Consider the following 14,735-nt stretch of genomic DNA (forward strand, 5'->3'; position numbering starts at 1 on the left):
GTGCCCGAGCCCCTGGAACCGGCAGGGGCGCAGACGGAGCCGACCGTGAAAGGCCGGTCCGTTCTGCGCCGGCTCCTGACCGACCCTGTGGGCGCCTGTTCTCTGGCCTTTCTGCTCTTCGTCGTGTTCCTCGGGCTGTCCAGCACCTGGCTGGCGCCGGTGGCACCCAACGTCACGGAACTCGGAGCGGTGAACGCACCGCCGTTCTCGTCAGGGCATCTGCTGGGCGGGGACGCGTCGGGCCGGGACCTCCTGTCGAGGCTGATGTGGGGCACCCGGCAGACTCTCCTGGCCTGCGTGGTCGTCCTGGTCGTCTCGCTCGTGCTCGGCGTGACGAGTGGTCTGGTCGCCGGCTTCTACCGCGGCAGGTTCGAGGCCGTCGCGAACTGGGTCTCCGACGTCGTCATGTCGATGCCCGGGATCGTGCTGCTCATCGCGCTGTACGCGCGGACGGGGCCCAACATCGTCGCCGCCATGACCGTCTTCGGTCTCATCATCGCGCCGTCGTACTTCCGGCTCGTCAGGTCGGTCGTGATCGGAGTCCGAGCTGAGCTCTATGTCGACGCGGCGAAAGTGGTCGGGCTGTCCGACCTGCGGATCGTCGGTCGGCATGTGCTCTGGGCGGTCCGCGCACCGGTCGTCATCCAGAGCTCGTTCGTCCTTGCCGCGGGCATCGGCATCGATGCAGGCGTAGGCTTCATCGGCCTCAGCGATCCCGACAAGGCGTCCTGGGGCGGTGTGCTGCAGAGCTCGTTCAGCAACCTCTACAACAACAAGGCCGGCGTCCTGTGGCCCGCCCTGCTCATCAGCCTGACGACCCTGGCGCTGGTCCTCCTCGGCAACGTCCTGCGCGATGTGCTCCAGTCGTCCCAGCAAAGCAAGAGGATGTCGTCCCGCCGACGCCGGGAAGCGATCCGGCAGGCACGGGAGCAGGGCCCGCCGGACGCCGGGAAACAACAGACACCCGTGCCGGATGCGGTGCTGTCGATCAGGGGCCTGCGCATCGGGTATCCGGACGGCGAGGACGGAGTACGGGAGGTCGTCCACGGCGTCGACCTGGACGTACGGCGCGGCGAGATCCACGGCCTGGTGGGCGAGTCCGGGTCGGGCAAGTCGCAGATCGCCTTCTCGGCGCTGGGCATCCTGCCCCGTGAGGCGGTCATCCTCGGCGGCAGCATCCTGCTGCACGGCGAGGACCTGCTGGCGGGCGAACAGCACATGCGCCAGGCGCGAGGCCGACGCATCGCGTACGTGCCGCAGGAGCCGATGTCGAACCTCGACCCCTGTTTCACGATCGGCGCGCAACTCGTCCACGGGCTGCGCGCGGTGAAGAAGACAATGACGAAGCGCGATGCCGAGCGCGAACTTCTCGCTCTGCTGTCGCGGGTCGGGATCAAGGATCCGGAGCGGGTCTTCAAGCAGTACCCGCACCAGATCTCCGGCGGCATGGCGCAGCGCGTGCTCGTCTGCGGCGCGGTCGCCGCCGGTCCGGACCTGATCGTCGCGGACGAGCCCACGACCGCCCTGGACGTGACCGTGCAGGCCGAGGTGCTGGAGCTGCTGAGGGAACTGCGCGACGAGCGCGGGCTCGCGATGGTCCTCGTGACCCACAACCTCGGCGTCGTGGCGGACCTCTGCGACACGGTCAGCGTGATGAAGGACGGACACATCGTGGAGCGCGGCGACGTGGACTCGCTCTTCGAGGCGCCCACCGAGCAGTACACGCAGGAACTGCTCTCGTCGGCACGCCGTGTCGAGATCGTGGAGGTGTGAGTCAGGTGGCAGAGCCGGTTCTGAAGGTCGAAGACCTCGTCGTCCGCTACGGCGGACGCCGGGGCACCGGCAGCACGGTGATCGACGGCGTCTCCTTCGAGCTGAGCGCGGGAGAGACGCTGAGCCTGGTCGGCGAGTCCGGATCGGGCAAGACGACGATCGGCCGTGCGATCCTCGGGCTCGCGCCGGTGACATCGGGCTCCGTCTCCTTCCGCGGGGAGACCATCAGCAGCATCCCGAGGTCGCGCCGGCGCAAGGTCGCGCGCGACATCCAGGTCGTGTTCCAGGACCCGTACTCCTCGCTGAACCCGTCGATGGCGGTCGAGGACATCCTGGTCGAACCCCTCCTCGCCACCGGCTCCGGCGACGGACGGACGCGCATACGGGAACTGCTGGACGCCGTCGGTCTTCCGGCCGACGCCGGCGGAAGGTACCCGCGGGAGTTCTCCGGCGGGCAGCGGCAACGCATCGCCATCGCACGGGCGCTCGCCCTTGACCCCGTGGTCATCGTCTGTGACGAACCCACCAGTGCCCTGGACGTCACCACGCAGGCCAGGGTCCTCACGCTCCTCAAGGACATCCAGCGCGAGACGGGCGTGGCCTACGTGTTCATCAGTCACGACCTGGGCGTCGTCAACGAGGTGAGCGACCGGATCGCCGTCCTCCACCAGGGGCGCATCGTCGAGATCGGCAAGGCGCAGGACGTCGCTACGAACCCCGAGCACTCTTACACCCGCAAGCTGCAGATGGCGGCTCCCGTCGCGGATCCGAAGAGGCAGCGCCTGCGACGGGCCGAGCGCCTGCAGTTCGCGGCCGAAGAGCTCGCTACTCCCCGGAGCGGCAGCGGACAGTGAGGAAGGGTGCGGGACCCGCCGGTGAGGTGACCGGCGGGCAAGGCGTCCGTGCCTCGTCGCGGCCACAGCGGGGCAGACCGCACCGCTCGTGACGCCAACTAACCCCCTGTCATGCCACTTCCCGTAGGAGCACTGCGGCTCGACCTCATGTTCTTCCTTCAAGCAGGCCCGCGTCGCCACGCCTGAACCGGCGCGTCGCACTGCCTGTCTCACCCAAGGTGGTAGGGAAAGATGAAGGTACTTCGAAAAGTTGTCACCTGTGCGGTGGCGATGCTCATCGTGTCGGCAGGCACGGTCGGCTCCGCCCCAGCGGCCCCGGCCGACTCCGCGGACCGGCCGGGCACGACTATCCGGGCCGACCTCGCCCGCCAGGGCGCACGGATCGATGACAAGTACACCGACCTGACCGTATGGGACTACAACGGCAGCTGGACCACTGCTGCCGACAGCATGCCCTCGGACTACTACGCCAAGCACTATCCCGAGGTGAAGCGGGTCCAGCTGATGACCGCGACCGGCGGCTGCTACGACGGCTACCCCGGCTGCGGCAGCAACCGTGACCTGTTCAAGAACCCGGCCGACCGGTCCACCACGACCGACTACGACTTCGCGCCCCTCCTGCACGCCGTCCGCAACGTCGTGCGCCAAGGCCTGCAGCCGTACGTCGTCACGGGCAACGTGCCGATCAAGTTCACTGCGCAGCCCGCGATCAGCGGCAGCTTCGGAGTGAACCTTCGCCCGCCGGACGACTACAAGGCGTACGCCGCGTACATCAAGGCCCTCGCCCGGGCGGCGATCTCCGAGTTCGGAGCGGCCGAAGTCCGTAGTTGGAAGTGGGGTGTGCTGACCGAGTACGAGAACGGCGACTGGTTCAAGGCGGCCGACGGGACGCCGCAGTCGACGGCAACCGCCTACTTCAAGCTGTACGACCACACCGCCAAGGCGCTCACCGACGCGATCGGCAAGGGCAAGGTCGACATCGGCGCGCACAGCATGACCACCCAGGACGGGCTCTGGGACGAGAGGCTCTTCATCGACCACGTCGCCAAGGGCCGCAACCACGCGACCGGCGGCATCGGAGCGCCGATCAAGTTCCTCAGCTTCTCCCACTACGACGACAATCCGGGGGAGGGCCCGCCCCCGCCCCACACCTTCGCGAGCAACCTGGCCACACTCAAGGACCGCGCCACCGCCGTCGGCCTGCACGGCATCAGGTTCGCTGTTGACGAAGGCCGCATACTCCGGGGCAGCGACGACCGTGAACTGTTGCCGCGCTCGGTCGCCTGGAGCTATCAGTCCGCCCTCGACGCGTCGCGCTACGCGACGATGGTCAACGACGACGTGTCGTGGTTCGCCCGCTGGGACGTCAACACCGAGGGTTACTTCGGGACGGGGACCGAGGTGGATCCGGTGGAGACCAACCTGGCCAAGCTGACCTCCAGACTCGGAGGCAGTCGGGTGCTCGCCACGACCACCGCGGGCTTGCCGGCCAGTGAGGAGAATCAGGTCGGCGCAGTGGCCGGCTACGACGACAAGAGCGACACCCTCAACGTGCTCGTCTACAACCGCAGCGACGACACCTCGGCGACCACCTCTGAACGGGTGACCCTGGACATCGCCAACGTCACCGCCGCCAAGCATCGCCCGCTCTCGGCCCGGCAATGGCGGATCGACGACGAGCACGCCAACTTCTGGCCGACCTGGAACGCCGACATGACCGCGCGCGGAATGACCTCGGACTCCTTCGACGCGCCGTGGTCACGCGACAGTTGGACGGTCCCCAGACTGGTGAACGAAGCCGACCGGAACTACTGGTACTCCCGCGTCCCCGCCTACCAGAAACTCGCCGCGCTGAAGGCGGAGCCCGCCGGCGCACGCATCTCCGGATCAAAGCTGGTCATATCGGCCAACCTGCCGCCGCAAGGTGTGGCCCTCTACCAGATCACCGGTGTCCGTCCCGGACGCTGAGCGCGATCGCGGGCGGCGCCCGTGAGCACCGCCCGCGGAGCCGGACGACCAAGCCACCGCAGTGATCTTCGCACGGCACGAATCGACGCGCCGGGCGGCCCGTTTCCCTCTCAAGGAGAAGAAGTTGAAGGTGTTCCGAAGAGCAGCCACCTGCGTGGTGGCGATGCTCACCTTGTCGGCCGGCGCGGTCGGCACGGCCCCCGCGGCTCCCGCACCCCCGCCGGGCACGACCATCTCCGCCGACCTCGTCCACCAGGGCAAGCGGATCGACGAGAAGTACACCGACCTCACCGTCTACAACTACAACAAGGACTGGACCACGGCTGCCGACAGCCTGCCCTCGGACTACTACGCCAAGCACTATCCCGAGGTGAAGCGGGTCCAGTTGATGACCGCGACCGGCGGCTGCTACGTCGGCTACCCGGGCTGCGGCGCGACCCGTGACCTGTTCAAGAACCCCGCCGACCGGTCCACCACGACCGACTACGACTTCGCGCCGCTCCTGCACGCCGTCCGCAACATCGCTCGTCAGGGCCTGCAGCCGTACATCGTCACGGGCAATGTGCCGATCAAGTTCACCGCGCAGCCCGCGATCGGCGGCGCCGGGGTGAACGCTCGGCCGCCGGACGACTACAACGCCTATGCCAAGTACATCAAGGCGCTCGCCCAGGCAGCGATCTCCGAGTTCGGGCTCTCCGAGGTCCGTGGTTGGCAGTGGGGGGTGCTGACCGAGTACGACAACGGCGACTGGTTCAAGGCGGCCGACGGGACCTCGCAGAGCACGAAGACCGCCTACTTCAAGCTGTACGACTACACAGCCAAGGCGCTCACTGACGCGATCGGCAAGGGCAAGGTCAACATCGGTGCCCACAGCATGTTCGGCATGGCCACGCCCGAGAGCGTCTTCGACCCACACCTGTTCGTCGACCATGTCGCCAAGGGCCGCAACTACGCGACCGGCGGCATCGGCGCGCCGATCAAGTTCCTCAGCATGTCCTACTACGACAGCACGCCGGGGGTGGCTCCGCCACTGCCCTTCACCTTCGAGAACGACCTGACAGAGATCAGGGACCGCGCGATCGCCAACGGCCTCACCGGCCTCAAGTACGGCATCGACGAAGGCCGGACGATCGGGACGACCGACGGCCGCGCGCTGGTGACGCGTTCGGTCGGCTGGAGCTTCCAGTCCGCCCAGGACGCCTCACGCTTCGCGACGATGGTCGACAACGGTATGACGTGGTTCGCCCGCTGGGAGCCCAACACCGAGGGCTACCACGGCTCGGGCGCCGAGGTGAACCCGGTGGAGACCAACCTCGTCAAGCTCACCGCCAAGCTCAAGGGGAGCCGGGTGCTCGCCACCACGACCGCGGGCACCCCGGCCGGTACGGAAAACGAAGTGGGCGCAGTGGCCGGCTACGACGACAAGAGCGACACCCTCAACGTGCTCGTCTACAACCACAGTGACGACACCGCGGCGACCACCTCTGAACCGGTGACCCTCGATGTCGCCAACGTCGTCGCCGCCAGGAACCGCCCGGTCACCGCCCGCCAGTGGCGGATCGACGACCAGCACGCCAACTTCTGGCCCACCTGGGAAGCCGACATGGACGCACGCGGGATGACCTCGGACTCCTTCTCGCCAGGGTGGTCACGCGACAGCCTGCTGACGCCCCAGATGCTGGTGAACGACGCCGACCGGGACTACTGGTACTCCCGCGTACCCGTCTACCAGAAACTCGCCGCGCTGAAGGCGGAGCCACTCAGCGCACGGATCTCCCGATCGAAGCTGGTCATCTCCGCCAACCTGCCGCCGCAGGGTGTGGCCCTCTACCAGATCACCGGCGTCCGTCCCGGACGCTGAGCGCCACCGACGGGCGGTGCCTGTGCGCACCGCCCGCCGGCCCCGCACCGCGAGGCTTACCGCAGCCGCTTCCCAACGTCCGCCGGAGACGAGTCCTCCCGGAACGGAGTCCAACGTGATTTTCTCGCGCACACTCGCACCGGGCCAGTCCTGCCACGTCATGACGGCCGACATCGACACAGGCGACGTTCGCCTCGTCCACACGTCGACCGACGTGCTGCTTGAGGCCCCGAACTGGGCGGTGGACGACCGCCTGATCCTCAACGGCGATGGGGTGTTGTGGCAGCTGGACAGCACGGGCGGATCCGAGCCGACGCCCATCCCGATCGACGGGGTCCCCGAACTCAACAACGACCATGTCCTGGCGCCCGACGGCACGACCGTCTACCTGTCGGCCAACGACGGACACCTCTACGCGGCTCCGCTTGTCGGCGGCACCGCTCGCCGGGTCACGCCGGACCACGGACGACGCCCCCACTTCCTGCACGGCGTCAGCCCGGACGGTCGCCGACTCGCGTACATCGGCTGGGACCCGGACGGCGACGCCGGACGGCAGACCCCCGGCGTCTACACGACGGCGGTCGACGGTACCGACGACCGGCGCCTCACCCACGACCTTGCCCCGGCAGACGGATCTGAGTACTCGCCCGACGGGGAGTGGATCTATTTCAACACCGAGCGATTCAGTACGGAACCTGGTCACGCCCAGATCGCACGCATGCGCGTCGACGGCACCGAGGTCGAGCAGCTCACCTTCGACCAGCGCGTGAACTGGTTTCCCCACCTGGCGCCCGACGGCGGCTCAGCCGTCTATCTGAGCTTCCCGCCCGGAACCGTCGGTCATCCGGCCGATCTCGTCGTCGAGTTGCGGGTGGTCCGCGACGGGGACTGGGCCGCCGCCCGGAGCATCCGTGAACTGTCGGGCGGCCAGGGCACCATCAACGTCAACAGCTGGGCTCCGGACGGGCGGAGATTCGCTTTCGTCGAGTATCCGTTCTGCCCGTTCGTCGATGACACACAGCGTATGAGCGCGTGAATCGGCCGCGTCTTCAAAGGAGAAGATATGGATGGCAAGGTAGAGCCTTCCGTGCTGGAGAGTCCGTATCCGATGCGGACGAGTTCGTCGACCACGGCAGTTCCTGGGCGTCGGCGTGCGGCCATTACCGCACCGTGGTGGTTCGTCGTCCCCGCCGCAGCCGCGTTTGTCTTCGTGGTCGTCGTACCCAGTGCTCAAGCCATCTTCTACTCCTTCACGAACTGGGACGGCTTCACCTCGGTCTTCGAGATGGTCGGCCTCGAGAACTACCGGTCGGCGTTGGAAAATCCCAACGCTCTGCGCGCTCTGCGCAACACGATTGCCTTGACCGTGCTCGTCACAGCCCTCCAGATGGTGCTCGCGCTCGCCCTCGCGCTCGCCCTGAACTCGCAGGTTAAGAGCCGCAATGCGCTGCGTGTGCTCTTCTTCTCGCCCGTCGTGCTGACGTCGGTCGCGGTCGGCTACATCTGGCAGTTCATGCTGAAGCCGACGGGCGTGCTGAATCAGCTGCTTTCGTTCGTCGGACTCGGTTCCCTGAGGCACGACTGGCTCGGTGACCCCTCGGTCAATCTCTGGGCGATCGGCGGAATCACCGTTTGGCAGTCGGTTGGATTCACCATGGTGATCTACCTCGCCGGGCTCCAGTCGGTGCCGGCCGAGATCATTGAGGCCGCGTATCTCGACGGCGCCGGACCTTGGCAGAGGTTCTGGTATGTCATTCGACCCTCGATCGCGCCGGCGACACTCATCAACTCGGTTCTCTGTGTGGTGGGCGGCCTGAAACTCTTCGACGTCGTCTTCATCACCACAGCGGGCGGCCCGGCCTATTCGTCGACGACTCTGGCGACGCTCACGTACACCGACGGCTTTGTCCCGGGCAACTACACCCTCGGCGTGACGCTTTCCGTCCTCCTGTCGCTGCTGGTCACTCTCGTCGCCATTGTGCAATTCCGCCTGCTGAGGAGTCGTGACGCCGCATGATCACTCGATACACCTGGCGGACCCTCGTTCTCGAAGCAGCGCTGTGGGCCATCGCGGCCATCAGCATCGCCGTTCCCCTCTGGATCCTGATCAGCGTCGCGCTGAAGCGACCCCAGGACGTGTCCACGGGCCTGACGTTCCCGAACCCCGTCAACTGGAGCAACTTCACGACGGCATGGACGCAGGGAAGCCTCGACACCGCTTTCCTGACGAGCGTCCTCATCACCGTCACCACCGTGCTGTTCAGCGTCGTGACGTCGGCACTGGCGGCCTACCCACTGGCACGGGTGACCCGCACCTGGTCGAAGCTGGTCTTCGGCTTGTTCCTCGCCGGGCTGATCATCCCGTCCGCACTCGGCGTCCTGCCCCTGTACATCACCATGGTGAAGGCAGGGTTCGTCGGCAACGTCGCCGCCGTCATTCTGATCTACGTCGGCCAGACGGTCTCGTTCAATGTCTTCCTGTATGTCGCTTTTCTCCGTGCTCTGCCGCGCGACTATGAAGAGGCCGCTGTCATCGACGGCTGCGGACCGGTCAGGACGTATTGGTCGATCGTTTTTCCGCTGCTGCGCCCGGTGACCGGGACGATCGTCGTGTTGAACGTCATCTCCGTCTACAACGACTTCTTCACGCCACTGCTCTATCTCAACGGCAGCGCGAATGCGACCTTGCCTCTGGCCCTGCGCAATTTTTCGAGTACTTATTTCACCAATTACGGCGCGATCTTCGCTGGACTGATTGTTGCGCTGGTGCCGGTACTTCTCTTCTATTTTCTGCTGCAGAAGAAAATCATCAGCGGGTTCGCGGGCGGTCTCAAGGGCTAGTCCTGTCATCCCACCCCCGTCTGTGCATCCATCGAGAATGGAGTGACAGTGAAGTCACGGAATCTCATAACAGTCGCCCTCGTGGCATCGGCCGGGCTGGTTCTGTCCGCATGCTCGTCGGGTTCCTCATCCGGAAGCAGCAATACCATCACGGTGATGTGGCAGTCGAACGGCGACAACTCCGCCATCCCAGCGATAGCGAAGGGATTCGAGGCCGCAAACCCGGGGGTGAAGGTAGAAGTCAAGCTTCTCGCCGACGCCGACGTCCATTCTCTCGTCAACGCGCAGCTGCCGGCAGGTAACGGGCCCGACGTTTTCATGACCGCCGGCAACATCGGAACCGGCAGCATCGAGGATTTCGCCAAGAAGGGGTTGATCGCTCCGCTCGATGATGCGACGTGGGTCGACAAGCTCGACGCTCCCACCCGAGCGGTCGGTACCGCCGCCGACGGCAAGCTCTACGGCCTTTCGCCGACGGTGGGGGCGGTGGGCGCCGTCTACAACACCGGCGCGCTGGCTGCGGCAGGCCTGACCATCCCGACCACCTGGGATGAGTTGCTGAAGTTCTGCAGGGATGCGAAGGCGAAGGGAAAGACGGCATTCGGGCTGGGGCTGAAGGAGGGCTGGACGACCACGCTCCTGCCCGACGCCCTGCTGGCCACAACGATCACCGACCCCGACAAGTTCAACTCACGCGTCACGTCGGGCAAGTACGACTTCACCTCTGACCCGGAGATGAAGTCGGCATTCGAAAAAGAGTCCCAAATGAAAGACGCGGGCTGCTTCAACGCCTCGCCCATGGGCACCTCGATCGACAACGACACCCTGCCGGCGACTGCGAAGGGGACGTTTCTGGGCACGGTGACGGGTGCATTCCACTTCGGGTCCCTGACTCAGGCGAACCCTGACGGGAAATTCACTCTTGTTCCGCTGCCCGCCTCGAACACGGCGGCCGACAACAAGGTCTACCTATCGTACAGCCTGTCGATGGCAGTGAACGCGCGTTCCAAGAACCTCGCGCTCTCCAAGAAGTTCGCTGACTACTTCGGCACGGCGCGCTCCCTGAACCTCCTCGCCAAGCAGTACGGTCTCGCACCGACGATTCCGAACTCCGAATTCGTGGTACCGCCCTCGCTGAGCGAGCTCGTCAAACTCCAGAAGGAAAACCGGGTGTCCAATATCACCTGGTACGTCGGTGACAACTCCTTCAAGGGAATCCAGTCGGGTGTGAGCAACCTCTTCCTCGGAAAAGATGACATCTCTGCACTTCTGAAGGAGATCCAGACCGGCTACGTCGCAGACAGCACGAAGTAGCTCCGGCCGAAATGGTGGATGACCACCGTCGTTTTGCGAAAGGGACATGATCTTGCCCATTCACTCCCAATCTCCCACCGAAGACACCGAGGCCGGCGCCGAACTCCAGAGGACCGACTTCGGCTTCACCGAGAGTTTTCTGATCGGCGCTGCCACGGCGTCGTATCAAATCGAGGGAGCGGTAAACGAAGGCGGCAGGGGCCCTTCGATCTGGGACACCTTCAGCCACACTCCCGGCAAGGTGCTGAACGGCGACTCGGGCGACGTGGCCGATGACCACTACCACCGCCTCGAAGAGGACCTCGACCTCATCGCGGGCCTGCGCATCGACGCCTACCGATTCTCGATCGCCTGGCCGCGCATCCAGCCCACCGGCCGTGGGCCGTCCAACCCGGAGGGCATCGCCTTCTACAACCGCCTCATCGACGGACTGCTCGAACGAGGCGTCAAGCCGGTGGCGACGCTCTACCACTGGGACCTCCCCCAGGCGTTGGAGGACGAAGGTGGCTGGGTCAACCGGGCGACCTCCTTCGCGTTCGCCGAATACGCGCGCATCGCCGGTGAAGCCTTCGGCGATCGCGTCGCCATCTGGAGCACGCTCAACGAGCCGTGGTGCGCGGCCTTCCTGGGGTACGGCGAGGGAACCCATGCGCCGGGACGAACCAGTCACCGGGAGGCTCTCACCGCGGCCCACCATCTCAACCTCGCGCACGGGCTCGGCCTGGTGGCCCTGCGCGAGACCGTGTCCAATCCGCTCGCGCAGTACTCGGTCACCCTCAATACGGCGTACTACGTCGGGGAGGGCGAGGGAGGCGACGAGGCGGTGAGGAGACTCGACGGCGTCGCCAACCGGATCTTCACCGGACCGATGCTGAAGGGCGCCTACCCCGAGGACCTGCTGGCGGACACCGCGGAGATCACCGACTGGTCCTTCGTGCTCGACGGCGACGAGACGCTCATCAACCAGCCGATCGACTTCCTCGGCGTCAACTACTACTTCACCCAGTACGTCACGCTAGATCCTCACGCGAACCGGGTGACGACGACGGGAGGCACCGCAACGCCCGGTGCCGACGACGTGCGGATCATCGAGAAGCCGGGTCCGCGGACGCTGTACGGCTGGAGCATCACACCGGAGGGCCTGGAGGGCCTCCTGCTCTCGCTCACGCGGCAGTTCCCCGGCCTGCCCCTGGTGATCACCGAGAACGGAGCGTCCTTCGACGACCAGGTGGTCATCAAGGGCGGCGAACGACGGGTTCACGATCCGCAGCGCATCGACTTCCTCGTCCGGCACTTCGAATCCGCCCGACGCGCCATCGACCAAGGCGTCGATATTCGCGGGTACTTCGTCTGGTCGCTGCTGGACAACTTCGAGTGGAGCCGCGGCTACAAGGAGCGGTTCGGCCTCATCCACGTCGACTACGAGACGCTGACCCGCACACCGAAGGACAGCGCGAGATGGCTCTCGACGGTTGCCGCCGGACGCAAGCCTTCGACCAGCGGAGGTACCCGCCATGAGTGAGCAAAGGGCCACCTCCCCCCACCGGCTGCGCTTCGAGCACCTCGACGACGCCGTGCTCGGATCCGACATCGTGCGTCCACGGCTGTCGTGGCAACTGCCCACCGGCGCAACGCATCAGGTGGCGTACGAGATCGCGGCGGGTGACTGGTCGAGCGGTGTGGTGCCGTCGGCCGAGCGTGTCCTCGTACCGTACGACGGCCCCGCACCCATATCCCGGCAACGGGTGGAATGGCGGGTCCGGGTGTGGACGGACCTCGGCGAGAGCCAGTGGTCCGCGTCGGCGTTCTGGGAGATGGGACTGCTGCACCGGGGCGACTGGTCGGCCTCATGGATCCGGCCGAACGAGCAGGAGGTTCCCGCCCCTGGTCACCGGCCGGTCTACGCCCTGCACTCCGCCGTCGAACTGACCGGGCCGATCGCATCGGCACGGGCTTACGTCACCGCTCATGGCGTCTACGAGCTGGTGGTGAATGGGCAGCGCATCGGAGACCAAGAACTCACGCCAGGCTTCACCGCGTACCGATCGATCCTCCAGGTTCAGACTTATGACCTGACCAGCGCCTTGCGGCAGGGAACGAATGATCTGGGCGCTCTGTTGTCCGACGGCTGGTACCGCGGCTTGTTCGGCTACAGCCGGACGTTCGACAACTTCGGCGAACGCACCGCGCTCCTCGCGCAGTTCGAGATCACCTACGCCGACGGCTCCACGGTCGTGGCCGGCACGGATCTCGGCTGGGCCAGCACCGTCTCCGAATCGACGCAGGCCGATCTCCTCGACGGACAACGGGTGTTGCAGCAGCCGGAAGGCTTCGGCTGGGGTCGCCGCGATTGGCAGCCCGTACTCGAACCGACAGATCCCTTGTGCGCGGACTGGAGCCGCCTGTGCGCGACACCGGCGCCCGCGGTTCGTCGTATCCGATCCATCGCACCCGTGTCCGTGACGACCCTCGTTGATGGCCGGCATGTCGTCGACCTGGGAGAGAACACCCACGGCTGGGTCCAACTGGGCGCCACGGGCGCCGGGTCCGAGGTCGTGCTGACACACGGCGAAGCTCTGGACCGGGACGGCGATGTCACCACCGACCATCTGCGTCCTGACATGGGATCCGGTGTCCTGCTTCCCTTCAACCAGGTCGACTCGGTGGTCACCTCCGGAGAGGACCGGGCGTTTGAGCCGCGTCACACCACCCACGGGTTCCAGTACATCGCCGTCGACGGGCTTCCGGGACCTCTGAACCCGGCAGACGTCCGCGGGATCGAGGTCCGCACCGACCTGCTCCCCACCGGTACGTTCCGCTGCAGCGACCGTCGTATCGAGCTGCTGCACGAGGCCGCGGTTCGCAGCTGGCGGAGCAACGCCTGTGATGTGCCGACCGATTGCCCCCAGCGTGAGCGTGCGGGGTGGACCGGCGACTTTCAGGTCTTCGTTTCGACGGCGGCCTTCCTCGACGACATCGCCGGGTTCTCCGACAAGTGGCTCAAGGATCTGGCCGCGGATCAGGTGCCCAGCGGTTTGGTGAGGAACTACGCCCCGTGTCCGGAGGCGGCGGTCGGAGACTGGGAGGGCTCGTCCGGGTGGGGCGACGCGGCGGTCTCCGTGCCTTGGCAGATGTGGCAGTCGTACCGGGACCGCGACCTGCTCGCGCGGCAGTACCCTTCGGCCGTCGCGTGGGTGGAGTTCGCCGAGACAACGGCACGCACCGCACGCGCGGCGGAGCGAACAGCCGCGAACGCCGAGCCCCTGGAACACGAGCAGTTCCTGTGGGACACGGGGTTCCACTGGGGGGAGTGGCTGGAGCCCGGGGTCGAGCCCGCACCGGGCGGCGAGGAAGCGATCGTCGCCACCGCCTACTTCGCGAACTCGGCCCGCCTACTCGCGCAGACCGCGCAGGTACTCGGCAAGGTAGACGACGTGGCGCGCTGGACCGAGCTTGCGGAGAACGTGGCGCGTGCCTGGGCAATCGAGTTCGTCGGAACCGACGGTCGGTTGGCCCGCGACACCCAGGCCAGCTATGTGCGAGCCCTCGGGTTCGGCCTGATTCCCCAGCACCTTGTGCGGGCGGCGGTCGACCGCCTCGTCGAATTGATCAAGGTCGATGGCACACACCTTGCGACGGGTTTCCTGTCCACCAGGATGCTGTTGCCCGTGCTGGCGGACAACGGGCGAGCCGATGTCGCTTTCGACCTGCTGTTCCAGGACACGTCCCCATCATGGCTGACGATGATCGACCGTGGCGCGACCACCATTTGGGAGCACTGGGACGGGATCGACGCGAAGGGCGTGCCGCAGGGCTCGCTCAACCACTACAGCAAGGGCGCGGTCATCGCGTTCCTGCATCGGTACGTGGCGGGGCTGCGTCCCCTGGAATCCCACCCGGGTTATGAGCGCTTCGTCGTGGAACCGGTGATCGACGAACGCCTCGACTGGGCAGAGGCGACGCTTGAGACACCCTTCGGCCTCGTGTCCTCGTCGTGGCGGCGCGGCGGCGACCGGGTCCGCGTCCGCTACGAGGTTGTCGTGCCACCGGACACGCAGTGCGAACTCCGCGTCGGTGAGCAGCCCGTCGTCCTCGGGCCGGGAACCCATGTGATCGTGCGCTGA

The 14,735-nt window shown here is 66.4% G+C and carries 10 protein-coding genes; all 10 read left to right on the forward strand.

Translation table 11 applies throughout. The features are described 5' to 3' along the window. The 10 genes from ACFWXQ_RS15530 to ACFWXQ_RS15575 all read left to right on the forward strand — a co-directional run bounded on the left by ACFWXQ_RS15530 (position 1) and on the right by ACFWXQ_RS15575 (position 14,735). Positions 1-1,773, forward strand: a complete 1,773-nt coding sequence (locus ACFWXQ_RS15530; RefSeq protein WP_383938794.1) for a dipeptide/oligopeptide/nickel ABC transporter permease/ATP-binding protein — start codon at positions 1-3, stop codon at positions 1,771-1,773. A 5-nt stretch (positions 1,774-1,778) separates the two neighbouring features. Then, positions 1,779-2,627 (forward strand): ATP-binding cassette domain-containing protein, encoded by an 849-nt coding sequence (locus ACFWXQ_RS15535; protein ID WP_383938797.1) that lies wholly within the window; start codon positions 1,779-1,781, stop codon positions 2,625-2,627. A gap of 231 nt (positions 2,628-2,858) precedes the next feature. Beyond that, entirely contained in the window at positions 2,859-4,595 is a 1,737-nt protein-coding gene (locus tag ACFWXQ_RS15540) for a hypothetical protein (RefSeq protein ID WP_383938800.1), read from the forward strand. Between the two features lie 130 nt (positions 4,596-4,725). Then, positions 4,726-6,456 carry a hypothetical protein gene (locus tag ACFWXQ_RS15545; RefSeq protein WP_383938803.1) on the forward strand — a complete coding sequence of 577 codons (1,731 nt, stop codon included), beginning with the start codon at positions 4,726-4,728 and terminating at the stop codon, positions 6,454-6,456. 115 nt (positions 6,457-6,571) lie between these two features. Next, the gene (locus ACFWXQ_RS15550; RefSeq protein WP_383938805.1) at positions 6,572-7,492 is read left to right on the forward strand and encodes a TolB family protein; all 921 of its coding nucleotides are present in this window, start codon (positions 6,572-6,574) and stop codon (positions 7,490-7,492) included. 27 nt (positions 7,493-7,519) lie between these two features. After that, positions 7,520-8,473 (forward strand): carbohydrate ABC transporter permease, encoded by a 954-nt coding sequence (locus ACFWXQ_RS15555; RefSeq protein ID WP_383938808.1) that lies wholly within the window; start codon positions 7,520-7,522, stop codon positions 8,471-8,473. Continuing rightward, positions 8,470-9,297, forward strand: a complete 828-nt coding sequence (locus tag ACFWXQ_RS15560; RefSeq protein ID WP_383938811.1) for a carbohydrate ABC transporter permease — start codon at positions 8,470-8,472, stop codon at positions 9,295-9,297. Before ACFWXQ_RS15555 ends, ACFWXQ_RS15560 begins: the two co-directional genes overlap by 4 nt. An 81-nt stretch (positions 9,298-9,378) precedes the next feature. Further along, the gene (locus tag ACFWXQ_RS15565) at positions 9,379-10,611 is read left to right on the forward strand and encodes an ABC transporter substrate-binding protein (protein ID WP_383938814.1); all 1,233 of its coding nucleotides are present in this window, start codon (positions 9,379-9,381) and stop codon (positions 10,609-10,611) included. Between the two features lie 46 nt (positions 10,612-10,657). After that, positions 10,658-12,133, forward strand: coding sequence for a GH1 family beta-glucosidase (locus ACFWXQ_RS15570; RefSeq protein ID WP_383938817.1), 1,476 nt, complete (start codon positions 10,658-10,660; stop codon positions 12,131-12,133). Next, positions 12,126-14,735, forward strand: coding sequence for a family 78 glycoside hydrolase catalytic domain (locus tag ACFWXQ_RS15575; RefSeq protein WP_383938820.1), 2,610 nt, complete (start codon positions 12,126-12,128; stop codon positions 14,733-14,735). The genes ACFWXQ_RS15570 and ACFWXQ_RS15575 overlap by 8 nt, the downstream gene beginning before the upstream one ends.

Origin of the sequence: Streptomyces sp. NPDC058697, from assembly GCF_042715345.1 — a bacterium.
Lineage (GTDB): Bacteria > Actinomycetota > Actinomycetes > Streptomycetales > Streptomycetaceae > Streptomyces > Streptomyces liliifuscus.